The 23,173-nt window shown below is 65.7% G+C and carries 22 protein-coding genes and 1 riboswitch; of the genes, 6 read left to right on the top strand and 16 right to left on the bottom strand.

Features of this window, described 5'->3' with window-relative positions; all coding sequences use genetic code 11:
* Positions 1-3 precede the first annotated feature (3 nt).
* The 4 genes from U5A52_RS28800 to U5A52_RS28785 all read right to left on the bottom strand — a co-directional run bounded on the left by U5A52_RS28800 (position 4) and on the right by U5A52_RS28785 (position 5,025).
* Complete coding sequence (locus tag U5A52_RS28800; protein WP_321937103.1) at positions 4-1,245, bottom strand: multifunctional CCA addition/repair protein; 1,242 nt, start codon at positions 1,243-1,245, stop codon at positions 4-6.
* A complete protein-coding gene (locus tag U5A52_RS28795; RefSeq protein WP_321937101.1) occupies positions 1,242-1,892 on the bottom strand; it encodes a glutathione S-transferase family protein in 651 nt (216 codons plus the stop codon). Before U5A52_RS28795 ends, U5A52_RS28800 begins: the two co-directional genes overlap by 4 nt.
* A 55-nt stretch (positions 1,893-1,947) precedes the next feature.
* Entirely contained in the window at positions 1,948-2,904 is a 957-nt protein-coding gene (locus tag U5A52_RS28790; RefSeq protein ID WP_321937099.1) for a complex I NDUFA9 subunit family protein, read from the bottom strand.
* Between the two features lie 147 nt (positions 2,905-3,051).
* Positions 3,052-5,025 (bottom strand): lytic transglycosylase domain-containing protein, encoded by a 1,974-nt coding sequence (locus U5A52_RS28785; protein ID WP_321937098.1) that lies wholly within the window; start codon positions 5,023-5,025, stop codon positions 3,052-3,054.
* An 8-nt stretch (positions 5,026-5,033) separates the two neighbouring features.
* Between U5A52_RS28785 and U5A52_RS28780 the strand changes: the two genes are divergently transcribed.
* Positions 5,034-5,660 carry a 5-formyltetrahydrofolate cyclo-ligase gene (locus U5A52_RS28780; protein WP_321915379.1) on the top strand — a complete coding sequence of 209 codons (627 nt, stop codon included), beginning with the start codon at positions 5,034-5,036 and terminating at the stop codon, positions 5,658-5,660.
* A gap of 27 nt (positions 5,661-5,687) precedes the next feature.
* Here U5A52_RS28780 and U5A52_RS28775 read toward each other — a convergent pair whose 3' ends face one another.
* Positions 5,688-6,200 (bottom strand): winged helix DNA-binding protein, encoded by a 513-nt coding sequence (locus U5A52_RS28775; protein ID WP_028212076.1) that lies wholly within the window; start codon positions 6,198-6,200, stop codon positions 5,688-5,690.
* A 204-nt stretch (positions 6,201-6,404) separates the two neighbouring features.
* Here U5A52_RS28775 and pxpB point away from each other — a divergent pair, with 204 nt between their 5' ends.
* From pxpB to U5A52_RS28750, 5 genes are all read left to right on the top strand, one after another.
* Positions 6,405-7,064, top strand: coding sequence for a 5-oxoprolinase subunit PxpB (pxpB, locus tag U5A52_RS28770; protein WP_321915297.1), 660 nt, complete (start codon positions 6,405-6,407; stop codon positions 7,062-7,064).
* Positions 7,061-8,140: a biotin-dependent carboxyltransferase family protein gene (locus U5A52_RS28765; protein WP_321937096.1), complete on the top strand. Its 1,080-nt coding sequence runs from the start codon at positions 7,061-7,063 to the stop codon at positions 8,138-8,140. Before pxpB ends, U5A52_RS28765 begins: the two co-directional genes overlap by 4 nt.
* Positions 8,141-8,184: 44 nt before the next feature.
* Complete coding sequence (gene pxpA / locus U5A52_RS28760) at positions 8,185-8,940, top strand: 5-oxoprolinase subunit PxpA (RefSeq protein ID WP_321937095.1); 756 nt, start codon at positions 8,185-8,187, stop codon at positions 8,938-8,940.
* Between the two features lie 214 nt (positions 8,941-9,154).
* A complete protein-coding gene (locus U5A52_RS28755; protein ID WP_321915300.1) occupies positions 9,155-9,901 on the top strand; it encodes a DUF969 domain-containing protein in 747 nt (248 codons plus the stop codon).
* Complete coding sequence (locus U5A52_RS28750) at positions 9,898-10,851, top strand: DUF979 domain-containing protein (RefSeq protein ID WP_321915301.1); 954 nt, start codon at positions 9,898-9,900, stop codon at positions 10,849-10,851. Before U5A52_RS28755 ends, U5A52_RS28750 begins: the two co-directional genes overlap by 4 nt.
* A gap of 66 nt (positions 10,852-10,917) precedes the next feature.
* Here U5A52_RS28750 and U5A52_RS28745 read toward each other — a convergent pair whose 3' ends face one another.
* From U5A52_RS28745 to U5A52_RS28695, 11 genes are all read right to left on the bottom strand, one after another.
* Positions 10,918-11,715: a glycosyltransferase family 2 protein gene (locus U5A52_RS28745; RefSeq protein ID WP_321937093.1), complete on the bottom strand. Its 798-nt coding sequence runs from the start codon at positions 11,713-11,715 to the stop codon at positions 10,918-10,920.
* 129 nt (positions 11,716-11,844) lie between these two features.
* On the bottom strand, positions 11,845-12,963 hold the full coding sequence (locus tag U5A52_RS28740) for a TraB/GumN family protein (protein WP_321937092.1): 1,119 nt from the start codon (positions 12,961-12,963) through the stop codon (positions 11,845-11,847).
* Positions 12,964-13,159: 196 nt separating this feature from the next.
* The gene (locus U5A52_RS28735) at positions 13,160-14,185 is read right to left on the bottom strand and encodes a peptide ABC transporter ATP-binding protein (RefSeq protein ID WP_321915304.1); all 1,026 of its coding nucleotides are present in this window, start codon (positions 14,183-14,185) and stop codon (positions 13,160-13,162) included.
* Positions 14,182-15,180, bottom strand: coding sequence for an ABC transporter ATP-binding protein (locus U5A52_RS28730; RefSeq protein WP_321915305.1), 999 nt, complete (start codon positions 15,178-15,180; stop codon positions 14,182-14,184). The genes U5A52_RS28735 and U5A52_RS28730 overlap by 4 nt, the downstream gene beginning before the upstream one ends.
* A gap of 1 nt (position 15,181) precedes the next feature.
* Positions 15,182-16,099, bottom strand: a complete 918-nt coding sequence (locus U5A52_RS28725) for an ABC transporter permease subunit (RefSeq protein ID WP_321915306.1) — start codon at positions 16,097-16,099, stop codon at positions 15,182-15,184.
* A 54-nt stretch (positions 16,100-16,153) separates the two neighbouring features.
* Positions 16,154-17,167, bottom strand: a complete 1,014-nt coding sequence (locus tag U5A52_RS28720; protein WP_321915307.1) for an ABC transporter permease subunit — start codon at positions 17,165-17,167, stop codon at positions 16,154-16,156.
* Between the two features lie 127 nt (positions 17,168-17,294).
* The gene (locus U5A52_RS28715) at positions 17,295-18,929 is read right to left on the bottom strand and encodes an ABC transporter substrate-binding protein (RefSeq protein WP_321915308.1); all 1,635 of its coding nucleotides are present in this window, start codon (positions 18,927-18,929) and stop codon (positions 17,295-17,297) included.
* Between the two features lie 336 nt (positions 18,930-19,265).
* Positions 19,266-20,096: a methylenetetrahydrofolate reductase [NAD(P)H] gene (gene metF, locus U5A52_RS28710; RefSeq protein WP_321915309.1), complete on the bottom strand. Its 831-nt coding sequence runs from the start codon at positions 20,094-20,096 to the stop codon at positions 19,266-19,268.
* Between the two features lie 52 nt (positions 20,097-20,148).
* A complete protein-coding gene (locus tag U5A52_RS28705; protein WP_028203399.1) occupies positions 20,149-20,502 on the bottom strand; it encodes a phage holin family protein in 354 nt (117 codons plus the stop codon).
* Positions 20,503-20,664: 162 nt separating this feature from the next.
* Positions 20,665-22,083, bottom strand: coding sequence for an adenosylhomocysteinase (ahcY, locus tag U5A52_RS28700; protein ID WP_321915310.1), 1,419 nt, complete (start codon positions 22,081-22,083; stop codon positions 20,665-20,667).
* Positions 22,084-22,116: 33 nt separating this feature from the next.
* Positions 22,117-22,236: riboswitch (S-adenosyl-L-homocysteine riboswitch) on the bottom strand.
* A 73-nt stretch (positions 22,237-22,309) separates the two neighbouring features.
* The gene (locus tag U5A52_RS28695) at positions 22,310-23,080 is read right to left on the bottom strand and encodes a glycosyltransferase family A protein (protein ID WP_321937090.1); all 771 of its coding nucleotides are present in this window, start codon (positions 23,078-23,080) and stop codon (positions 22,310-22,312) included.
* Positions 23,081-23,173 lie beyond the last annotated feature (93 nt).

Genomic DNA, 23,173 nt, shown 5'->3' with positions numbered 1-23,173 from the left:
CGCTCAAGCCGAAGCGAGCGCGCCGTCCACTGCCGCCACGCGCGCTTCGTGCACCGCTTCTTTTATTCTCTCGGCGCCGCCACGCTCGATCGAGCGCGCAATTGCCCCCGCATCCACGCTGCGCGCGGCCACGAGTGCCACGCGCAAGCGTTCGGCCTGCGGATAAGGCGCGTTCTCCCAGTTCAGCCGCCCGCGCAAATCCGACTCGCAGGACTGCAGCGCCTCGGCAAACCGCGCCGGTTTGCGCAGCGCGTCGCATCGCTCGAGCATGCGCACGAGCGCGGCCGCCCCCATGTCCATCACGCGATGCACGTTGCCATGCTCACGCGCGACCAGCACGGCGAGGTCGCGGCAATCGTTCGGCACACGCAGACGGTCGCAAAGCGGCTTGAGCAGATCGACGCTGCGCCCTTCATGGCCAATGTGGCGCGGCAGCACGTCCTCGGGCGTCGTGCCTTTGCCGAGATCGTGCGTGAGCGCCGCGAAGCGCACCGGCAGCGTGTAGCCCTGCGCGGCCGCATGGTCGATCACCATCATCACGTGCACGCCCGTATCGATTTCGGGGTGATAGTCGGCGCGCTGCGGCACGCCCCATAGGGCGTCGAGTTCGGGCAGCACGCGCGCAAGCGCGCCGCAATCGCGCAGCACTTCGAACATCCGCGAAGGCTTCGCCTCCATGAGACCGCGGGCAATTTCCTGCCATACGCGCTCGGGTACGAGCGCGTCGACTTCGCCCGAAGCGACCATCTCGCGCATGAGTTCGAGCGTTTCGGGCGCGACGGTGAAATCGGCGAAACGCGCGGCAAAACGCGCGATACGAAGTATGCGCACGGGGTCTTCGAGAAACGCGTCGCTCACGTGGCGAAACACGCGCGCTTCGAGATCGCGCGCGCCGCCGAACGGATCGACCACCTCTCCCGTGAGCATGCCGCCCGGCTGCACTTCCTGCGCCATGGCGTTGATCGTGAGGTCGCGCCGCGCGAGGTCTTCCTCGAGCGTCACGTCGGGCGCGTAGAAGAACTGGAAGCCGTGATAGCCCGCCGCCGTCTTGCGCTCGGTGCGCGCAAGCGCGTACTCCTCGTGCGTGTCGGGATGCAGAAAGACCGGAAAGTCCTTGCCCACCGGGCGATAACCCTGCGCGGCCATCTGCTCGGGCGTCGCGCCCACCACGACATAGTCGCGGTCGCGCACGGGCAGCCCGAGCCTCTCGTCGCGAATCGCTCCGCCTACGACATAGATCTTCATTCGTCGTCGCGTTCGTCGTCGGCGACGATGTGTGTTTCGCGGCGCGCGGCTTCCACCCATTCGGCCACCGCAGGCAGTGCGCTCACGCGCTGGGCGTAAGCGGCTGCTTCGGGCGAGAGCTTCGGCTGGTAGCTGTTGAAGCGCATGACGACCGGCGCGTACATCGCGTCGGCAATGGTGAAATCGCCGAACAGGAACGGCCCGCCGCTCGCGGCCAGACACTCGCGCCAGAGCGCGTCGATACGCGCGACATCGGCGAGCGCGCCCGGCGTGGCACCGGCGCCGGGCTTGATCTTGCGGATGTTCATCGGCATGTGGTTGCGCACTTCGCCGAAGCCCGAATGCATCTCCGCACTCACGCTGCGCGCGCGGGCCCGCGCGTTCGCGTCGCGCGGCCACAGCGCGAGCTGCGGGAAGCGCTCGGCGAGCGTCTCGGCAATCGCGAGGGAATCCCACACGGAAAAGCCGTCGTCGGAGACGAGGCAGGGCACCTTGCCCGAGGCCGAAAACGCGAGGATCGAGGACTTGGTGCCCGGCTCGTCGAGCTCGATCAGCACTTCCTCGAACGCAATGCCGAAGTGCTTGAGCAGCACCCACGGGCGCATCGACCACGACGAATAGTTCTTGTCTCCGATTACGAGCTTCATTGTTCACATGACCGTAGTGAGTTGAAAGAGCGCGGGCTGGCAGCCCGCTTACTGGTTATCGACCGGCGCTGGCGCGAAAGATGTTCAGCCGCGAGCGCAGCGAGGCGTCGGCGAGATAGAGCGGCGCGATCGTCTCGATGCTCGCCGGCTCGATATCGAGCTCGGGTGCGAGCGGGCCGGTAAGCACGCTGTCCACCTTCATCGAATCGAGATTATCGCGCGTGAGCACCGGCACGCCGGGCGCCATCTCGAACGACAGCGCCTGCAGGCGCCCGAAGGCGTCGGGCAGCCGCACGATGCGTGCGTGGCGGCCCACCGCTTCGCCGCAATACTGCACCAACTGCTCGAGCGTGTAGACCGTCGGGCCGCCGAGTTCGTAAGTGTGCCCGCTCGCGGCGTCGAGATCGAGCACGTTGACGATCGCCTTTGATACATCGCCCACGAACACGGGCTGGAACTTCGCGTCGGGCATGGCGAGCGGAATCATGGGAAAGAGCCGCTGCAGCAGCGCGAAGCGGTTGAGGAACGTGTCTTCCGGACCGAATACGACCGAAGGCCGGAAGATCGTCGTGGCAAGCGCCGTGGCCGCGTGCACGGCTTTCTCGCCGTCGCCCTTCGAGCGCAGATACATGCTGGGCCCACGCGTGTCGGCGCCGAGCGCGCTGATGTGGATGAGGCGATGCACGCCCTTGCCTTCGCAGGCGGCGACGATTTTCGTGGGCAAGTCCACATGCAGCTTCGCGAAGCCCGGCCCGTAGGGATCGCCGCGGCCGCCATTGAGCGTGCCGACGAGATTGATGACCGCGTCCGCGTTTTCGACGAAGGCCGCGAGCGCGACCGGATCGGACACATCGGTCTCGACCACGTCGATGGGCAGCAGGGTGAGATGGCGGGCGTTGTAGCGGCGGCGGGTGGCGACGCGCACGTCCTTGCCCGCCTCGACGAGCGCGTTGACGAGATGGCTGCCGATGAATCCCGAACCGCCGATGACCGCAATGGCTTGATGTCGCATCTTCGACCTCCTCGGGCAGACGGCGCCGCCGCGTACGAGGTCCGGTTCGTCCCGCAGCGCGCCGGCCGGAAGGCGGGGCGCGCAGCGTGCCGTCATGCCGCGCGCGATCCGTATGACGGGAAGTGGCGCGGCCTGACGGCCCGGCGCTTACGGCGTGATATAGCCGAGACGCGCCTTCAGCGATTGCGGACGGCCCTCGAACAGCGCCGCATAGTAGACCGTGTTCGACAACACGTTTTTCACGTAATCGCGGGTTTCCTGGAACGGAATGGTTTCCGCGAAGATGGCGCCTTCGACGCCGCCCTGCAAAGTCTGGCGCCATGCGCGCGGGCGCCCCGGCCCGGCGTTGTAGCCCGCGGTGGCGAGCACGGCGGAGCCATCGAACTGATTGTAGATCATCGACAAATAGTTCGTTCCGAGCAGGATATTGGTGTCGAGATCGTTGAGCTGATCGCGCGACAGCGGGCCAATGCCGATCTTCTTCGCCACCATCTGCGCCGTGGCCGGCATGATCTGCATGAGGCCGCTCGCGCCCACGCCCGACTTCGCGTTGAGAATGAAACGCGATTCCTGGCGGATGAGACCGTAGGCCCATTCGACGTCGAGGCCGTTGGTTTGCGCGTCGCGCTCCACGACGTCGCGGAACGGCGCGATGTAGCGCAGCGAGAAGTCGTGTTCCGTTTGCGTGCGGTCGGCCGTGTTGACCGTGCGGTCGAGCAACTGGATGCGTTTTGCGTACTCGGCAACGGCGAGCAACTGGCGATCGCTCATGCCGCGCAGCGGCCAGTTCCATTCGCGATTGCCTTCGAGCCGCAGATTCAGCGCGTAGAAGCGCTGTGCGAGCGCGAAGCCCGGCGTTTGCGCGGCCTGGGCGATTTCGGCGTCGCTCACCGTGGTCTTGGGCGGAATCGTGATCTTCTGGCCGAGTTCTTCGGTCGCGAGCTGGCCATAGAAGTGATAGCCCTGCGAGATCGACGCGAACTCCTGGTTCGCCCGCCCCGTTTCGCCCGCCTGCTTGAGCGCGCGCGCGTGCCAGTAGACCCACGACGGTTGCGCGCGCAGCGCGGGCGGCATCTGCTCGATCGACCAGCGCACCATCGTCCAGTCGCCGCCCAGCAGCGCTGCGCGCGTACGCCATTCGTAAGCCGGGTACGAAAGCGGTGCGTTGGCCGAGAGGCGATACCAGTCGATCGCGGCGGGCAAACGCTTTTGCGCGCCCTGATAACCGATCGTGCCCCAGCCGATCGCGCGCTCCGGCGAGGTGAGCTGCGGCGCAACGGCGGCGTAGGTCGCGGCGGCCATGGCCGGATCGTTGCGCGCCATCACCGTGACGGCGAGCAGTGCGAGCTGATGCGATTGCGGATCGCCGGTGACGCCTTGCGCAAGCGTGAGCGGCGGTGTGCTCACCGCCTGGCTGAACGCCGTCGGGTCGGGACGCTGCGACAGGCCGTCGAGCAGTTTTGCGCCGGCCGCGGTCTGGTTCTGCTCGTAGGCGAGGCGGATCTGCTGCCACACGTCGTCGCTCGAGAACTGGCCTTTGATCGCAAGCGCGGTGATGAGATCGACGCAGCCGTCGCCGTAATAGCGCGGCTCGGTCAGCAGCCCGCGCGCATCGTTCGCGACGTTCTCGCCGCGCGCCGCGCGCGACTCGAGCGCGTAGCACTTCACCTGCGTGTCGTCGTTGAGCACGAAGCGCGGGTATTGCTGGTCGAAGTTCGCCCAGTCGTGGCGCGCGCCCAGCACGAGCAGATAGTCGTTGCGCAGACGGTCGGCGATCGCCTGGCCGTCGTAGCGCTGCAGGAACGACAGCACCGGCGCATCGGGCGCGTCCACGCGCGCGTGGCCTTGCGAATCGAACAGCTGCGGCTTGAGCTGGAAGTATTCGAGATACGACGGCGCCGGGTAATCGGGGATCATCGCCGCGAGTTGCGCGGCGCGCGCGGGATCGTTATTGCGCGCGGCTTCGCGAAGCTGGATGAAAGTCTGATCGTCGTTCGAGAGGACTGCGCCTACGGGCAGTGCGACGGGGCGCACGGCGTCCGCCGTGCTGCATGCTACGAGTGCCGCGGCAGTCAGTGCGAGACCGACCACGCGATATACTCGGACAAGGCGTTTGGACATCGTTATTTCTGGAGCGCGAGGTGAACCCAAGCATAGCACGCAACCCTCACACGGAATCCAAAAAGGACTGGCGTGCAAGGCTGCTTCCTCGGCGAATTGAGGCGGCTTCCGACATGGCAATCGGGGCGGCGCTGACGGCTCATCTCGATGCACTCGTCGCGCAGTTTTCGCCGCGTTCGATCGGGTTCTATTGGCCCTTGCGCGGCGAGTTCGATGCGCGCACCTGGATCACCGCCTGGCTCGCCGCCGATGCGTCACGCCGCGCCGCCCTGCCCGCCATTGCCGAGCGCCACACGCCGCTCGTGTTCCACGCCTGGACACCGCACGCCCCCATGCGCGAAGGCCATCACGGCATACCCGAGCCGCAGTCGCAGGAGGTGATCGTGCCCGATCTCCTCCTCGTGCCGTGCGTGGGTTTCGATCGCGACGGCTATCGCCTTGGCTACGGCGGGGGCTACTACGACCGCACGCTGGCTGCCTGGCCCGGCGAGGCGTTGCCCGTCACGGTGGGCATTGCGTACGAAGCGTGCCGCATTGATGACGGTGTGCTCGCGCGCGAGGCGCACGATCTGCCGCTCGACGCCGTGGTGACCGAAGCCGCCACGCATCGTTGCCAACGTTCGCGCGAGCGCTGAACGCGGCCCTGGTCACTCAGGCGCGACTCAAAGCGAAGCCGCCGCGCGCGCGGCCGTGTCGTAGAGCCCCGACGCATTGCGCATGAGCTGCGCGGCGTCGCCAATCTGCTGGTTCGTGAGGCCGCTTTCCTTGAGCGTGGCGATGAGGCAGCTTTCGCGCACGTCGCGATAGCGCAGGCACAGCGCCTGCCCTTCCGGCGTGACCGAGAAGAAGACTTCCTTGCCGGTCTTTTCGCTTTTTACATACCCTCTGGAGACGAGCTTCTTCAACGCATACGTGGCCACGTGCGTGTCCTCGATGTTGAGCACGAAGCAGATATCCGCGAGCTTCTTGCGCCGCTCGCGATGGCCGACGTGATGGAGCAGCGACACTTCGATCGGCGTCATGTCCTTCACGCCCGCCGCCGACATGCAGCGCACCATCCAGCGGTTGAACGCATTGCTCGCCATGATGAGCGCGTACTCGAACTCGGAAAGCTCGGCGCTCGACTCGGAGACGAGATGTTCGGACGAAACGATCTTGGTCGGCTGGCGCGACATGGCAGGTAACCCGGTAGTCGGTGGTCGAAGAGGCAAAGCGGCGTGGCGTGAGTGTAATTGCAGCGCGTTTTCGGTGCGCCTGGCGAAAACGCTTATTGATAAATTGTAGATAATTTATCGACAATGTACGCTAGGAAGGAATGGCGCCGGGTGTCTGCCTGCGCAAACTTTCGACCGGTCGAACCCGTCCCTGATCGATCCAACATGCCGAATTCTGACCCTCGCATTTTTCCTCTCGGTGACGAAGCGCTTGTCTGCGAAGCGCCGCCGCCCGCCACGCTCGAGGTCCAGCGCCGCGTCTGGGCCGTCGCCGCGCTCGCGCGCGGCTGGGCGCCGGTGCGCGAAGTGGTGCCCGGCATGAACAATCTGACGATCACCTTCGATCCGCTCTCGGCCGACGCCGTGGCGCTCGCCGGCGCGCTCCGGGAAGCCTGGCGCGACGCCGAAGACGCGAGCGTTGCCGGCCGCGAGGTCGAGATACCCGTGGTTTATGGCGGCGACGATGGCCCTGATCTCGAAGCGGTCGCGCAACACTGCTCGCTCGCTGCCGCCGACGTCGCCGCGCGCCACGCCGCGGGCGTCTACACGGTGTTTTTCCTCGGCTTTCAACCCGGCTTCGCGTATCTCGGCGGACTCGAACCCCAGCTGCACACGCCGCGCCGCCGCGAGCCGCGCCTGGCCGTCCCCGCCGGGTCGGTAGGCATCGGCGGCGAGCAGACGGGCATTTATCCGGCTGCGTCGCCCGGCGGCTGGCAACTGATCGGCCGCACCGCCGCGAAGCTGTTCGACCCTGCGCACAATCCGCCCACGCTGCTCATGCCCGGCGACCGCGTGCGTTTCACCATTGCGGAGCTCCACGCATGATCGAAGTCTTGCGCGCGGGCCTGCTCACCACGGTCCAGGATCTCGGCCGCCCCGGCTACCGGCATCTGGGCGTCGCCAGCGGCGGCGCGCTCGATACGCTCGCGCTCGAAGTGGGCAACCGTCTCGTCGGCAACCGGCCCGACGCGGCCGGCATCGAAATCACCTTCGGCCCAGTCGCGCTGCGCTTCGCGCGCGCCACGCGCGTCGCCATTACGGGCACCGACTTCGGCGCCACGCTCGGCGGCCGCCCGGTCTGGTCGTGGTGGAGCCTGCCCGTGGCCGCGGGCGAGGAACTGGTGCTGAACGGCGCGAAGCGCGGCATGCGCGCCTATGTCTGCGTGGCGGGCGGCATCGACGTGCTGCCCATGCTCGGCTCGCGCAGCACCGACCTTGCGGCGGGCTTCGGCGGCCTCGCGGGCCGCGCGCTCAAAGATGGCGACCGTCTCGCCACCGGCGCCTCGTTCGCGCCGGGCCGCGAGCGCGCCGCGCTGGACCCGGGCGCGCCGGCCTTCGGCGTCAAGGCGCCCGTATGGTGCAGCTTCGCGCTGGCCGACGAGCCGCATCACCGGCGCGGCCGCCATCCGGACGGCATGGCGTGGGCCGTGCCTGTGCGCGTGCTGCGCGGCCCCGAGTACGACAGTTTCACGGGCGAAGCGCAACGCGCGTTCTGGTCCGACGAGTGGCAGCTCACCCCCAACAGCAACCGCATGGGCTTTCGGCTCACGGGCACACCGCTCGCGCGCACGAACAGCGCGGACCTGCTCTCGCACGCGGTGCTGCCCGGCACGATTCAGGTGCCGCCGAACGGCCAGCCCATCGTGCTGATGGCCGACGCGCAGACCACGGGCGGCTACCCGAAAATCGGCTCCGTGATTCGCGCCGACTGGTGGAAGCTCGCCCAGGTGCGGCTCACCGGCGGCGTGCGTTTCGTGGAAGCGACGCCGGCCGCCGCGCGCGCGGCACTGGAAGAAGAACGGGCTTATTTGCGGCAGATCGACGCCGCGATCGCCATGCACGACGAGCGCTATGCGAGCCGCCGCGCGAATGTAGTTTCAAGCGCGGCCGCGAGCGCGTGATTTTCAAGCACCATCGGTAAGACGAGCAGTAAGAGGAACACATCATGACCACCATCGATCTGAACGCCGATCTCGGCGAAGGCTGCGGCTCCGACGAGGCGCTGCTCGACCTCGTGAGTTCGGCCAACATCGCGTGCGGCTGGCACGCAGGCGGCGCCAATGCCATGCGCGAATGCGTGCGCTGGGCCGTGGAAAAAGGCGTGTCGATCGGCGCGCATCCGAGCTTCAACGACCCCGAGAACTTCGGCCGCAAGGAGATGAACCTGCCGCGCGAGGAGATCTACGCGGGCGTGCTCTACCAGCTAGGCGCGCTTTCCGCGATCGCCCAGGCCGAAGGCGGCCGCATCGCTCACGTGAAGCCGCACGGCGCGCTGTACAACCAGGCCGCGCGCGACCCGCAAATCGCCGAGGCGATCGTCTCCGCCGTGCATGATTTCGATCCGTCGGTGACGGTGTTCGCGCTCGCGGGCAGCGGGCTCGTGACTGCGGCGCGCGAGGCGGGGCTCGTGGCGATCGAGGAAGTGTTCGCCGACCGCGGCTACCGCGCGGACGGCTCGCTCGTGCCGCGCAGCGAGCCGGGCGCGCTGCTCGACGACGAAGACACCGTGCTCACGCGCACGCTCGCGATGATCCGTGAGCAGCGCGTGCAGGCCGTGAACGGCGCCTGGGTGCCGCTCAACGCGCAGACCATCTGCCTGCACGGCGACGGCCCGCACGCGCTCGCGTTCGCGCGGCGCATCCGCACGGCGCTCGACGAGGCGGGCATTGGCGTGCGCGCGGCGGGCGCAGGCGAGGTCTGACGCCCTAGCTTCAATGCGGCAATGCGCGCGGCAATCGCCGCGCGCTACGTGCACGGCAATACCCAAGGTTTTCGCAAGGCAATCCCCGGCAGCGCAAGCTGCAGACGTAGTTGTACCCAGCAGGTTCGTAGTTGTACGAACGGCCAACAGAGCCGCGCAGTCAACGCCGCTACCCGCGGCAATCAACGACAAGCCAATACGTTTGGAGATCCACATGCAGAGCACCGTCAACTTATGGCCGCTGATCGGGGTGGCCGTCATCATCGCCGGCTTCTTGTTACGGTTCAATCCGATGCTGATCGTCGCCGCGGCGGCCGTCGTCACCGGTTTCGCCGGGGGCTTTCCTCCCGGTAAGATTCTCGCCGCCATCGGCACCGGCTTCATCAAGACCCGCAACATCCCGCTCATCATCCTGCTACCGCTCGCCGTGATCGGTCTGCTGGAGCGCCACGGCCTGCGCGAGCGCGCGCAGATCTGGATCGGCAGCATCAAGGCGGCTACCGCCGGGCGGCTGCTCATCGTCTACCTGCTCGTGCGCGAACTCACCGCCGCTGTCGGCCTGACGGGTCTGGGCGGTCATCCGCAAATGGTGCGGCCGCTCATCGCGCCGATGGCCGAAGGCGCCACGGAAAACCGCTTCGGCAAGCTCTCCGACGCCGTGCGCTACAAGCTGCGCGCGTACTCGGCCGCGACCGACAACGTGGGCCTCTTCTTCGGCGAGGACATCTTTGTCGCGTTCGGGGCGATCGTGCTGATGGTCACGCTGCTCAAGGAAGCGGGCGTTTCGGTCGAGCCGATCCACGTGGCGCTCTGGGGCATTCCCACGGCGATCTGCGCGTTTCTGATTCACGGCACGCGGCTCTGGCTGCTCGACCGCAAGCTCGAGCGCGAGCTGGGCGGCGCGAAGCCGGCCGGTGCAACGGCACCGGCAGCCGACCAGCGCCAGGGAGACCAAGCATGACGCTCACCCTCAACTGGCTCTTCTGGCTGCTCGGCATCGTGCTGCTCATCGTGGGCGGCATGATCGTGATGGACCGCGAGCATCCGCGCCGCTTCACGGCAGGCGGCTTCTGGCTGCTCTACGCGCTCATTTTTCTCGTCGGCGACATGCTGCCCGTCGAAATCGTGGGCGTGCTCGTGATCGCCATGGCGCTGATCGCGGGTCTCGGCGGCGTGACCGCCGCCAAACCCAAGGTGCTCGCGCTCGAAACCCGTCTCGCCAGCGCCAAACGGCTGGGCAACAAGCTCTTCGTGCCCGCGCTCACCATCCCCGTGATCACCGTCGTGCTCACGCTCGCGGCCAGCCATCTCGTATTCGGCGGCAAGCCGCTCATCGACCCGAAGAACGTCACGTTGATCGGTTTCGGCATCGGCTGCGTGATCGCGCTCGCGATTGCCTGCATCATCACGCGTGACAGCGTTGGCCAGTCGATGAAGGAAACGCGCCGCCTCGTCGACGCGCTCTCGTGGGCCGCCGTCCTGCCGCAGATGCTCGGCATGCTCGGTCTCGTGTTCTCGGACGCGGGCGTGGGCAAGGCCGTCGCGCACGTGACGACGTCGTACATCAACATGGACGTGCGCTTCGTCGCGGTCGTGGTCTATTGCGTGGGCATGGCGCTCTTCACGATCATCATGGGCAACGGCTTCGCCGCGTTTCCGGTGATGACGGGCGGCGTGGGCGTGCCGGTGCTGGTGGGCATGTTCCACGTCAACCCTGCGATGATGGCCGCCATCGGCATGTTCTCGGGCTACTGCGGCACGCTCATGACGCCGATGGCCGCGAACTTCAACATGGTGCCCGCGGCGCTGCTGGAACTGCCCGACAAGAACGCGGTGATACGCGTGCAGGTGCCCACGGCGCTTGGCATTCTCGCGGCCAATATCGTGCTGCTGAATGTATTCGGGTTTTGACGGAACGAAGGCGCCTGGGGGCGAAAAGCCGGCGAAAGCCGGCTTTTTTGCGCCAGCGTTTAGCGCTCAGGCCGCGCGCAGCGAAGCGGCGTCGAGCGCTTCGCAAAAGTGCGGAAAATGCCGCGCGACGAGCACCTCGGGCAGCACATACTGCGGAAAGCATTTCGCCGTGTTGTGAGCATGGAGCACGTGCAGGCACAGGCCCGCGTCGTCGGCGACAAGCGCAATGCGCGCGCCGCGCGAGCGCGCGGCCGTGATGAAGCGTCCGTCTTCGTTGAACGAACGCGGCTCGAACGGCTGTGCCGCCCACAACTGCTTCGTATAGACGTAGCTGAAGCCGTAGCCCAGATGGTTGTCGGCGAAGGCCGGGTTGTCCCGCGGGAAATTGAGCACCGTCATGGGCTGAGCGCTCCAGCAAAAATGCAGGCCGCTCTTGCGCATCAGGTCCCAGTACGCGAACTGGCCATACACGCGGCTGTAGAGGAAGAACGCACCGAGCTTCACGAACTGCACGTCGTGCAAGCGCATGTGCCCGAGCATCGTGCTCAGGTAGTCGGGCGCGTAGACTTCGTCGTCGTCGAAATGCGCGATGACCTCGCCGCGCGCTAGCTCGGCCGCGAGATTGCGCTTCTCGCCAACCGTCAAACGCGTGCGCAGGTGGCGATACACCACGCGCTCGTCGTTCAGGCTCGCCATGAAGGCGCTGGGCGTGTCGCTGTCGTCGATCACGATCCATTCGAGCCCGGGCGCGCGCTGCGACGCGAACGAGCGGTACGCGAGCGGCAAGAACGCTTCACGGTTCCAGGTGGGCGTGACGACGCTCACGCAGGGCGCGTTCGCCTGAGCGGCGGACGAAGAGAACATGGCAGCGACCTCAGCAGCACAAAACCCGCATGCTAGGCGCGCGCTCTGGCGGCCGATATCGAACGTTGACTAAATGCGCTCACTTTTGATCGAACGCAAAGACGCGGCGAGCGGCGCCGAGGCCGGCGCTCAACCCGGGTCGACGTTGAACCCACGCTGGCGCAGCAACTGGAGCACGCCTTTCGGGCCGCCCAGGTGCAAGGCGCCGACGGCCACGAAGAGCGGCTTGTTGGGCGCCACATACTGCTGCATGCGCGAAACGAAGCGCCGGTTGCGCTCGTAGACGATGCGGTTATCGACCGACGCCGCCACCCGCGCGTCGTGCGAGAGTTTTTCGGTACGCGCCGCCTCCCAGGCGGCGATCGCATCGGCGTCGCCCACGCGCCACAGGTGCAGGAGCGTTTGCACGTCGGACACGTTTTGCGCCGGCGTTTGCGCGAGATCCTGAGCGAGCATCTCGCGCTGCTGCGCAAGGCTCAGGTTCGTGAAGGCGCGCATCTGCTCGGCAAGCGTCTCCAGCCCGACGATGCGGCGGCCCTTCCAGCGCAGGAACACGTTCTGCAGTTGCGCCTCGGTGCCGTATTCGGTCTGCAGGCCGGCGCTCAGCGAATCGTAGGTTTCCACGAGCAGCGAGGCGAGCCACGGCCGCATCTTGCGGATTTCGGCAAGCGCCTCGGGATTGCCGCGCATGCGCGCCTCGAGCTTCTGCCAGAGCGGATCGGGCAAGAGGCCTGGCAAGCAGGGCCGTTTGCACACCCCGTATTTCGAGACATCGTCCTGGGAAACGAGCAGATCGTCGGGGGAAAGCTCGAGCGCGAGAATGGGCGACGCGGCGAGCGCCGCGAGAATCGGCGGGCGAAACGGCTGGCCAGGCGGATAGTCGGCGGGGTCGCCCACATGGAGCGTGCCGAGCAGATAGATCGTGAGATTGCCGCGCGTGGCGACGTAGAACGGCATGCGCGCAGGCTGCGTGCGCACCGGGCCGCCAGCCGTCGTGCCGGAGGCGTAGCTCGGCACGGCGGGCGCGGCATGAAAGCCGGGAATGCCGCCGCTCGAGCCGCGCGCTGAACCTGGCGGCACGGGGACGGCCGGCCGCACACCGGGCGTATTGGCGACGGCGCCACCGGCGAATGCCGCGTCCGGCGCACCCGCGAGCACGCCGAGCGCGAGCGAGAGCGAGACCACCGCGCGTAGCGCCCTGCTCGACGCGGTCTTGAGCGCCGCGCACAGCGCTACCGCCAATGCCACACCGAATGCCAAACCCGAAGCCACACCGAATGTCACGCCACCAGCCGTAGACAGCCCGGCAACCACGGCAAAAGCGGCGGCCGGAACGATTGAAAAAGCGGCGGAGAAAACGGTGGGAAAATCAGTGAAAAGGGCGGCGCGACGGCCGCCCATCAACTGGCGGCGCGCAACGATAAAACGACGCGCCGCCGTCGCTTCAGGCCGGCATAGGCCGCCCATCCTCTTCCCCCACCTCCTCTGCACGATGGCAGGATACCTGACGGCCGTCCACTTCGCGAAGTACAGGAACTTCCTTACGACACCTGTCGATCGCGTATGGACAACGTTGGTGGAACGTGCAACCAGAGGGCGGGTTCAGCGGCGAAGGCAATTCGCCCTCGAGCTTGATCTTCACGCGGCGGTCCGCTTCGAAAATCGCGGGTGTGGCCGAGAGCAGCGAGCGCGTGTACGGATGGCGCGGCCGCGAGATCACCGTGTCCTTGTCGCCCAGTTCCGCCACGCCGCCCAGATACATCACCATCACGTCGTCGGCAATGTGCTCGACCACGGCCAGGTTGTGCGAAATGAACACGTAGCTCGTGCGGAACTGTTCCTGCAAGTCCATGAACAGATTGAGAATCTGCGCCTGGATCGAGACGTCGAGCGCGGAAACCGGCTCGTCGGCCACGACGATCTGCGGATCGAGAATCATCGCGCGCGCGATCGCCACGCGCTGGCGCTGGCCGCCCGAGAACATATGCGGATAGCGCTTGGCGTGCTCGGGCCGCAGGCCGACGATGCGCATCATGTGCGCAATGCGGTCCGCGCGCTCAGTCGCCGTGAGCCGCGTGTTGATGGCGAGCGGCTCGCCGAGCGTCTGCTCCACGGTCTTGCGCGGGTTGAGCGAGGCGAACGGGTTCTGGAACACCATTTGCACGCGCCGGCGCAGCGCGGCGATCTTCGCTGCGTTTGCGTGCGCAACGTCTTCGCCGTCGATCGTGAGCTTGCCCGAGGTGGGAGGCTCGATCATCGTGAGCTGGCGCGCGAGCGTCGATTTGCCGCACCCCGACTCCCCCACCACGGCGAGTGTGCGTCCGCGCGTGAGCGAGAACGACACGCCGTTGAGCGCCTTCACCGTACCGGTGCCGAACATGCCGCGCTTGACGCTGTAGTGCTTCTTGAGATCTTCCGCGACGAGAACCTTGTCATCCTCATGAGCCGCGTGTTGCTGGACTGCGTTCATCGCGCGCCTCCGTTGGATTGGGTCACCGCCGCGTTCAGCGGCCTGATACAGCGCACTTGCGCGTAGCCGCTCTCATCGGTCACCGCGTTGAGCGCGGGCCGTGCCTTCATGCAGTCGTCCACCACGTATTTGCAGCGCGGCGCGAACAGACACCCGCTTGGCCGGTCGTCGCGGCCGGGCACCATGCCGGGCAGCGCGGCAAGCCGCATCGCCCCCTTGTTGTGCTCGGGAATCGCCGCGAGCAGCGCTTCCGTGTACGGATGATGCGGACGCGAAAAGATGTCCGGCACACGGTTCGTTTCGATGATCTCGCCCGCGTACATCACGGCCACGCGCTGCGCGACTTCCGAAACCACGGCCAGATCGTGCGAGATCAGCACGAGCGCCATGCCGCGCTCCTTCTGCAGGCGCACGAGCAGCTCCATGATCTGCGCCTGGATCGTCACGTCGAGCGCCGTGGTGGGCTCGTCGGCGATCAGCAGCTTCGGGTTGCAGGCCACGGCCATCGCGATCATCACGCGCTGGTTCATGCCGCCCGACATCTGGTGCGGGAAGTTGTCGATGCGGTTCTTCGCGTCGGGAATGCCCACCTGGTCGAGCAGTTCGAGCGCGCGCGCATGCAGCGCCGAGCCGCGCAGGCCTTCGTGCAGCTTGAGCACTTCCTTGATCTGATAGCCGACGGTGTAGCTCGGGTTCAGGCTCGTGAGCGCGTCCTGGAACACCATGGCGATGTCCTTGCCCACGATGCGGCGTCGCTCCTTGCCCGTTGCGTTGAGAAGATCGCGGCCATTGAACGTGATCGAGTCGGCCGTGACCTTGCCCGGCGCGTCGATCAGGCCCATGAGCGCCATCATCGTCACGCTCTTGCCCGAGCCCGATTCGCCGACGATGCCGAGCACTTCGCCCGGCGCCACGGAAAGATTCACGCGGTCCACGGCGGGCAGGCCGTTGAAGTTCACGGCCAGGTTGCGGATGGTGAGAAGTTCGTTGTTCATGTCAGGCCATCCGCTTTAGCTTGGGATCGAGTGCGTCGCGCAGCCCGTCGCCGAGCAGGTTGATCGCGAGCACCGAGATCAGGATGGAAAGGCCAGGCATCGTGACGATCCACCATGCGCTGTCGATATAGTCGCGCGCCGAGGCGAGCATCGCGCCCCACTCCGCCCGCGGCGGCTGCACGCCGAGGCCGAGGAAGCCGAGCGCGGCGGCGTCGAGAATCGCCGAGCTAAAGCCGAGCGTCGCCTGCACGATGAGCGGTGCCGTACAGTTGGGCAGCACCTGCGAGAACATCAGGCGCATCGTGCCGGCACCGGCCACGCGCGAAGCGGTCACGTACTCCTTGTGCAGTTCGCCCAATGCCGAACCGCGCGTGAGACGCACGTAACCGGGCAGCGCCACGATCGCGATGGCGAGCATGGTGTTCGTGAGCCCCGGGCCGATGATCGCGACCACCGCGACCGCGAGCAGCAGCGAGGGCAGCGCCAGCAGCACGTCCATGAGACGCATGATCGGCGTATCGGCCCACTTCTCGAAGAACGCGGCCACGAGACCGAGCACGATGCCCGGAATCAGCGCGAGCACGACCGAGACGCAGCCGATCCACAGCGAGAGCCGCGCGCCGTACATGAGACGCGAGAGGATGTCGCGGCCCGCTTCGTCGGTGCCGAGAATGAACTTCCAGTTGCCGCCGTCGAGCCAGGCGGGCGGAATCTTCACGAAATCGCGATATTGCTCGATGGGGCTGTGCGGCGCGATGAGCGGCGCGAAGATCGCGACGAAGATCAGCAGCAGCACGATCACGCCGGCGCCCACCGCGCCCTTGTTGCGCGAGAAGTTCGCCCAGAATTCGCGCAGCACGAGCGCGCGGCCCGAAGGCGGCGTGACGGCGCGAGGCACGGTGTTCTGAATGTCAGCCATCATGCCTCCTGGTGTTCAATGGTGTGTTGTGGGGTTCGCATTTTCATGGCTCGCTTACCTCGTATGTCGAATGCGTGGGTTGAGCACGCCGTACAGCAGATCGACGAACAGGTTCACGACGATCACAAGCGTCGCGATCATGAGAATGCCGCCTTGCACCACCGGGTAGTCGCGCCGGCTGATCGCGTCGATCAGCCATTTGCCGATGCCCGGCCAGGAGAACAACGTTTCGGTAAGCACCGCGCCCGCGAGCAGCGTGCCGACCTGTAGGCCGATCACGGTCACCACGGGGATGAGCGCGTTGCGCAGCGCATGCACGACGATCACGCGCACGGGCGAAAGACCCTTGGCGCGCGCGGTGCGGATGTAATCCTCGCGCAGCACTTCGAGCATCGACGAGCGCGTCATGCGCGCGACCACGGCGAGCGGAATCGTGCCGAGCACGATGGCCGGCAGGATCAGGTGGCTCACGACCGACTTGAACGCGCCTTCGTCGGTGCCGGGCAGGAGCGAGTCGATCAGCATGAAGCCGGTCACGTGCGGAATGTCGAATTCCACGGCGATGCGGCCCGACACAGGCGTCCAGCCGAGCTTCGACGAGAACACCATGATGAGGATGAGCCCCCACCAGAAAATCGGCATGGAGTAGCCGGTGAGCGCGGTGCCCATGACGCCGTGATCGACGACGGTGCCGCGCCGCAGTGCCGCGAACACGCCAGCGGGCAAGCCGACTGCGAGCGCGAAAATGAGCGCGCAGATCGACAGCTCGACGGTGGCGGGAAAGCGCGCGAGAAACTCGCCCATCACGCTCGTATTGGTGATGATCGAGGTCCCGAGGTTGCCGTGGATGGCGTGCCAGACGTAGTGGAAGTACTGCATCGGCAGGGGCTCGTCGAGCCCCAGGCGGTGCATCGCCTCGGCGTGCATTTGCGGATCGACGCCGCGCTCGCCCATCATCACTTCGATGGGGTCGCCCGGAATCAGGTGGATGAGTGCGAACGCCAGAATGGTGATACCGATGAACGTGGGTATGACCATGCCGATGCGGCGCAATACGAAGCGGAACATGTGGTGTTCCCCCAAAAGCTTGAAATGAAACGCAACCGGCGACAGGGGCTCGTGACCCCGGTCGCCGGACCATATTTCGCCCGCTTTCCGATCAGGTGAAAGCTGGGCGAAAACTACCCGATAAACATTACTGCATGCCCACGCCGTCGAAGCGCGCGTAGCCGAGCGGTTCGATGCGCATGTCGATCACCTTCTTGCTGACCGGCTGATAGACGGTCGAGTGAGCGATCGGCGAGAACGGCAGTTGCTGCGCGAAGATGTGCTGCGCGTCCTGGTAGAACTTGGTGCGCTGCGCAACATCCGACGTCTGGCGGCCCTTCTGGACCAGTTCGTCGAACGGCTTGTAGCACCACTTGCCGAAGTTGTTGCCGTTCACGGCCTCGCAGCCGAGCAGCGTACCGAGCCAGTTGTCGGGGTCGCCGTTGTCGCCCGTCCAGCCGATCAGCATCGAGTCGTCCTCGCCCGCGTGCGCGCGCTTGATGTACTCGCCCCACTCATACGTGACGATCTTCGCCTTCACGCCGATCTTGGCCCAGTCGGCCTGGATCATTTCGGCCATCAGACGGGCGTTCGGGTTGTAGGCGCGCTGCACGGGCATGGCCCACAGCGTGATCTCGAAACCGTTCGACTGGCCAGCCTTGGCGAGCAGCGCCTTGGCCTTTTCCGGGTCGTACGCGTTGGCCGGCAGGTTCTTGACGTAGGACCATTGGGTCGGCGGCATCGGGTTGGTTGCGAGCTGGCCCGCGCCCTGGTACACCGAGTCGATGATCGCCTTCTTGTTGATCGCCATGTCGAGCGCGTGGCGCACGTCCGCGTTGTCGAGCGGCTTGTGCGTGACGTTGTACGACAGGTAGCCCAGGTTGAAGCCCGGCTGCGACGGCATCGCGATGTTCGCCTCGGCCTTCAGCGGCGCGATGTCGGCGGGACGCGGATAGCTCATCACCTGGCATTCGTCGCGCTTGATCTTCTGCACGCGCACGCTCGCGTCCGGCGTGATCGAGAAGATCAGCTTGGAGAGCTTCACGGCGCCCGGCTTCCAGTAGTCAGGATTGCCGTCGAAACGGATCGTCGCGTCCTTCGTGTAGCTCTTGAAGATGAACGGACCCGTGCCGACCGGATTCTGGTTCAGGTCGGCAGCCTTGCCGGCCTTCATCAGCTGATCCGTGTATTCCGCCGAAAGGATCGAGGCGAATTCCATCGCCATGTTCTGGATGAACGGCGCGTTCGGCTCGTTCAGCGTGAACTTGACCGTGTACGGGTCGACCTTCTCGACCTTCGCGATCAGCTTGTCGAGGCCCATGTCCGTGAAGTACGGGAACGAGACCGGGTACGCCTTGCGGAACGCGTTGTTCGGGTTGAGCATCCGGTCGAACGTGAACACGACGTCGTCGGCGTTGAATTCGCGCGAGGGCTTGAAGAACGACGTGGTCTGGAACTTCACGCCATGACGCAGATGGAACGTGTAGGTCTTGCCGTCCGGGGAAACGTCCCACGATTCTGCGAGACCCGGTTCGACCTTCGTGCCGCCGCGTTCGAATTCGACGAGACGGTTGTAGACGGTGAACGTGTTCGCGGTGAAGTCGGTGCCGGTCGTGTATTGCGCCGGATCGAAGCCAGCGGGGCTGCCTTCCGAGCAGTAGACGAGCGTCTTGTTCGGAATGCTTTGCGCGGCGTGCGCGAGCGGGGCTCCAGCAATCGATGCCGCTGCGAGCGCCACGAGAGACGTCAATCGGGCAGCACGCAACAGTTTGTTTTCTTTCATGTTTCCTCCAGTTCAGTGCCGGCTTGCGCCAGCGTAGCGCGATCTTACTTGAGCAGGTGCCGCAGTCACAAGCAAGCCAAAAGTCCCGTCGCCTGTGGAAAACGCCGGGTTGACAGGATCGCTTGTTGCCGCATGGTGCGGTGCAGCGTACCTTTGCCCCTCTTTTATTGCGCCGGATAACGATAATCGCGCGCCGCTTTGACGCGCGCTCGAGGGCGGCCATGCGTTCCTGACGCACGTCAACCGCACCGTCCTACCCTCAAAAAAAAACCGCGCGGCCCGGGAGTCCGGGAACCGCGCGGTTTGTTGAAGCCTGGCTCGTCGCCAGTGAGCGCCTTAGAACCCCAGCCGCTCGCAGATCGTTTTCGTGGCCTGCGCCGCGTTGAGCGTATAGAAGTGGATACCCGGCACGCCCGCCTCCATGAGGCGGCGACACAGGTCCGTCACCACGTCGAGCCCGAACGCGCGAATCGACTCGCGATCGTCGCCGAAGCTTTCCAGACGCTTCGCGACCCAGCGCGGCACTTCGGCGCCGCACATCTCCGAAAAGCGCATGAGCTGCGAGTAGTTCGTGATCGGCATGATGCCGGGCACGATGGGAATATCCACGCCCAGCTTCTTCGCGTCCTCGACAAAGCGGAAATACGCGTCCGCGTTGAAGAAGTACTGCGTGATCGCCGAATTGGCGCCCGCCTTCACTTTTTGCGCGAACGCTTCGAGGTCGTGGCGCGGCGAGCGCGCCTGCGGGTGGTATTCGGGATACGCGGCCACTTCGATGTGGAACGCGTCGCCGGTTTCCTCGCGGATGAAGGCGACGAGCTCCGACGCGTAGCGCAGCTCGCCCACCGCCCCCATGCCCGAGGGCAGGTCGCCGCGCAGCGCGACGATGTGGCGGATGCCGTGCGAGCGGTACTCGCCGAGAATCGCGCGCAGGCTTTCTTTCGAGGAGCCGATGCACGAGAGGTGCGGCGCCGCTTCAATGCCTTCCTTCGCGATATCGACGACGGTGTCGAGCGTGCCCTGTTGCGTCGAGCCGCCCGCGCCGAACGTCACCGAGACGAACTTCGGCTTGAGCGTGGCGAGCTGGGCGCGCGTGGCGCGCAGCTTTTCCACGCCGTCCGGCGTCTTCGGCGGGAAGAATTCGAATGAGAGTTCGATCGGTTTCATGTTGATGAGGCCAGTGAGGCCAGGCCGCGTACGTGAGCGGCCCGGGCCCGCATCAGCCGAGGCTGCGGTTGCCGAAAATCAGCGCCGAAAGCAGCCACGAGACGATGCTGTACAGGATCGAGCCGAAAAATGCCGACCAGAAGCCCGACACCTCGAAGCCCTTGAGGAGCGACGCCGCCAGCCAGAAGCACAGCGCATTCACCACGAGGATGAACAGGCCGAGCGTGAGGATGGTCACGGGCAGCGTGAGCACGATCAGCAGCGGGCGCAGCACGGCGTTGATGAGGCCGAGCACGATCGCGACGATGAGCGCGGTGCCGAAACTGCGAATATGGATCGACGGAACGAGCCAGGTGATGATCAGGAGCGCGAGCGCGTTGATCAGCCAGGTCAGCAGCACGGTCATAAGGACTCCTTTTGCGTCGTTGCTTTTGTATCGCCAGGTGCCGGCGGCGGATGCCGCCCGCAGTCCCCACGCGTAGCACGCGCGGGGATTGGGGTCAGCATCCGCTTGACCGCTTAAAGCGGGCTTAAAACCCCAGCCCACTTTGTATCGCGTTGTATCGCCTTAGTAGCGATAGTGGTTCGGCTTGAACGGACCGTTCTTCTCAACGCCGATGTACGAAGCCTGCTCGTCGGACAGCACGGAGAGGTTCGCGCCGATGCGCGCGAGGTGCAGGCGCGCGACCTTTTCGTCCAGGTGCTTCGGCAGCACGTACACCTTGTTCTCGTACTTGCTGCCTTCGACGAACAGTTCGATCTGCGCGAGCGTCTGGTTCGTGAACGAGTTCGACATCACGAACGACGGGTGGCCCGTGGCGCAGCCGAGGTTCACGAGGCGGCCTTCGGCCAGCAGGATCACGCGCTTGCCGTCAGGGAAAATGATGTGGTCGACTTGCGGCTTGATGTTTTCCCACGTGTACTGGCGGGTCGAAGCGACGTCGATTTCCGAGTCGAAGTGGCCGATGTTGCAGACGATCGCGTTGTGGCGCATCGCCTTCATGTGGTCGTGGTTGATCACATGGTAGTTGCCGGTTGCCGTCACGAAGATGTCGGCCTTGTCGGCGGCGTATTCCATCGTCACGACGCGGTAGCCTTCCATCGCGGCTTGCAGCGCGCAGATCGGATCGATTTCCGTAACCCACACGGTCGCGCCGAGACCACGCAGCGATTGCGCGCAGCCCTTGCCCACGTCGCCGTAACCGGCCACAACGGCGATCTTGCCCGCGATCATCACGTCGGTCGCGCGCTTGATGCCGTCCACGAGCGACTCGCGGCAGCCGTACAGGTTGTCGAACTTCGACTTCGTGACCGAGTCGTTGACGTTGATGGCCGGGAACGGCAGACGGCCTTCCTTCTCCATCTGGTACAGGCGGTGCACGCCCGTCGTGGTTTCTTCGGTCACGCCCTTGATATGCGCGAGGCGCTTCGAGTACCACGTCGGGTCGACGTCGAGGTGCGCGGCGATCGACTTGTACAGCGCGACTTCTTCTTCGTTCGTCGGCTTGGCGATGACCGAGCGGTCCTTTTCAGCCTTCGAGCCGAGGATCAGCAAGAGCGTTGCGTCGCCGCCGTCGTCGAGAATCATGTTGGCGAATTCGCCGTTCGGCCATTCGAAAATGCGGTGCGAGAATTCCCAGTATTCGTCGAGCGATTCGCCCTTGAACGCGAACACCGGCGTGCCGCCCGCAGCGATGGCGGCGGCAGCGTGGTCCTGCGTCGAGAAGATGTTGCACGAGGCCCAGCGCACGTCGGCGCCGAGCGCCGTGAGCGTTTCGATCAGCACGCCCGTCTGGATGGTCATGTGGAGCGAACCGGCGATACGCGCGCCCTTGAGCGGCTGCTGCGCCTTGTATTCTTCGCGGGTTTGCACGAGGCCCGGCATTTCGGTCTCGGCGATGTTGAGTTCCTTGCGGCCCCATGCGGCGAGCGACATGTCGGCGACGATGAAATCTTTGGCTTGATCTTGCGGAACTGCGGCGTTCATCACGCCCTCCTTTCTAAAAGTGACTAGAAATTAAAGACGTGAGCGCCGTTTTCAGTGCGGTGACTTCGCGGCATCGTGCCCTCGAATCGACCGTATTGAGCGCCTCCGAGCCTGGCGGGTTAGAGAAAACCCGTCGCAACGCTCCTCGAAGACGAGGCGTGATTGTAGCAAATTGAGACGGCCAGTTGGATGGCGGCGGCGCGACCGACCGGGCGCCGCGCGCGCCTCAATGGCCCTGGCCCCGCAACGCGAGTCCGCATGTCTGCCGCACGCTAGCCATTGCCGTGGCGAGAAAGGCTTCCGATGCGCGCAGCGTTTCGCCGTGCAGGGCCGCCGGCACCTCGCTCAAGCCCAGCTGAAGGCTCAAATAGCGTTCCGCGGCCATACCCGCGCGATAGTGCAGACGCACCCGCTTCGCGTCGATCAGGCGGCGCTGCCCGAAGGCCTCGCTCAGCGCCCACGCGAGCGCACCATCTTCGCCGCCGTGGCGGCGAAAGGTTTCGTCCATGGGAAAGCCGCCCAGCGCGAGAAACGCGCCACGGCGGATCACGAGACTGCTCGGCGCCGTATTGCTGATCGCTTCGGCGTGCCTGGCGAAATCGGGGTGCGCGGCGAGCCGGTCCGGAAAGCCCGCATAGTCGACGTCAAGCCGAATCGCTGCTTCGTGCGGATGCTGCTCCAGATGCGAGTGCGCGGCGGCGAGCGCATGAGGCAAATACTCGTCGCCTGCGTCGAGGAACGCGAGGTATGGCGTGGCCGCCTGCAGCGCGCCCCAGTTGCGTGCGCGTGCCGCACCGCCCGGGTCGGGCATCTGCACGAGCCGCACGCGGGGTTCGCGCATCGCGTAGATGCGCGCGATGTTGGCGGAGGCGTCGGTCGAGCCGTCGTCGACGACGAGAATACGCTCGGCTTCAGGTTGCGCGAGACAGCTGTCGAGCGCGCGGGCAAGCGTGGCCGCGCCGTTGTAGCACGCGACGATGATGGTGATCGGTTGCATGGAACAGGATGAGGGTGACCGACAACGAGCGTAAGCCACATCCGAGAGCGGCCTACACGACGAGACGGCGAATCCTACCCGCGTCCAGAAAAG

The sequence above is a fragment of the Paraburkholderia sp. J8-2 genome, from assembly GCF_905220195.1.
Lineage (GTDB): Bacteria > Pseudomonadota > Gammaproteobacteria > Burkholderiales > Burkholderiaceae > Paraburkholderia.
Note: the sequence above shows the minus strand (reverse complement) of the source record. Positions and strands in the feature narration are given on the sequence as shown.

Coding starts and splice junctions, on each gene's coding strand:
- U5A52_RS28800 (WP_321937103.1), bottom strand. CDS start 1,245: ATGAAGATCTATGTCGTAGGCGGAGCGATTCGCGACGAGAGGCTCGGG.
- U5A52_RS28795 (WP_321937101.1), bottom strand. CDS start 1,892: ATGAAGCTCGTAATCGGAGACAAGAACTATTCGTCGTGGTCGATGCGC.
- U5A52_RS28790 (WP_321937099.1), bottom strand. CDS start 2,904: ATGCGACATCAAGCCATTGCGGTCATCGGCGGTTCGGGATTCATCGGC.
- U5A52_RS28785 (WP_321937098.1), bottom strand. CDS start 5,025: ATGTCCAAACGCCTTGTCCGAGTATATCGCGTGGTCGGTCTCGCACTG.
- U5A52_RS28775 (WP_028212076.1), bottom strand. CDS start 6,200: ATGTCGCGCCAGCCGACCAAGATCGTTTCGTCCGAACATCTCGTCTCC.
- pxpB (WP_321915297.1), top strand. CDS start 6,405: ATGCCGAATTCTGACCCTCGCATTTTTCCTCTCGGTGACGAAGCGCTT.
- U5A52_RS28765 (WP_321937096.1), top strand. CDS start 7,061: ATGATCGAAGTCTTGCGCGCGGGCCTGCTCACCACGGTCCAGGATCTC.
- pxpA (WP_321937095.1), top strand. CDS start 8,185: ATGACCACCATCGATCTGAACGCCGATCTCGGCGAAGGCTGCGGCTCC.
- U5A52_RS28755 (WP_321915300.1), top strand. CDS start 9,155: ATGCAGAGCACCGTCAACTTATGGCCGCTGATCGGGGTGGCCGTCATC.
- U5A52_RS28750 (WP_321915301.1), top strand. CDS start 9,898: ATGACGCTCACCCTCAACTGGCTCTTCTGGCTGCTCGGCATCGTGCTG.
- U5A52_RS28745 (WP_321937093.1), bottom strand. CDS start 11,715: ATGTTCTCTTCGTCCGCCGCTCAGGCGAACGCGCCCTGCGTGAGCGTC.
- U5A52_RS28735 (WP_321915304.1), bottom strand. CDS start 14,185: ATGAACGCAGTCCAGCAACACGCGGCTCATGAGGATGACAAGGTTCTC.
- U5A52_RS28730 (WP_321915305.1), bottom strand. CDS start 15,180: ATGAACAACGAACTTCTCACCATCCGCAACCTGGCCGTGAACTTCAAC.
- U5A52_RS28725 (WP_321915306.1), bottom strand. CDS start 16,099: ATGGCTGACATTCAGAACACCGTGCCTCGCGCCGTCACGCCGCCTTCG.
- U5A52_RS28720 (WP_321915307.1), bottom strand. CDS start 17,167: ATGTTCCGCTTCGTATTGCGCCGCATCGGCATGGTCATACCCACGTTC.
- U5A52_RS28715 (WP_321915308.1), bottom strand. CDS start 18,929: ATGAAAGAAAACAAACTGTTGCGTGCTGCCCGATTGACGTCTCTCGTG.
- metF (WP_321915309.1), bottom strand. CDS start 20,096: ATGAAACCGATCGAACTCTCATTCGAATTCTTCCCGCCGAAGACGCCG.
- U5A52_RS28705 (WP_028203399.1), bottom strand. CDS start 20,502: ATGACCGTGCTGCTGACCTGGCTGATCAACGCGCTCGCGCTCCTGATC.
- ahcY (WP_321915310.1), bottom strand. CDS start 22,083: ATGAACGCCGCAGTTCCGCAAGATCAAGCCAAAGATTTCATCGTCGCC.
- U5A52_RS28695 (WP_321937090.1), bottom strand. CDS start 23,080: ATGCAACCGATCACCATCATCGTCGCGTGCTACAACGGCGCGGCCACG.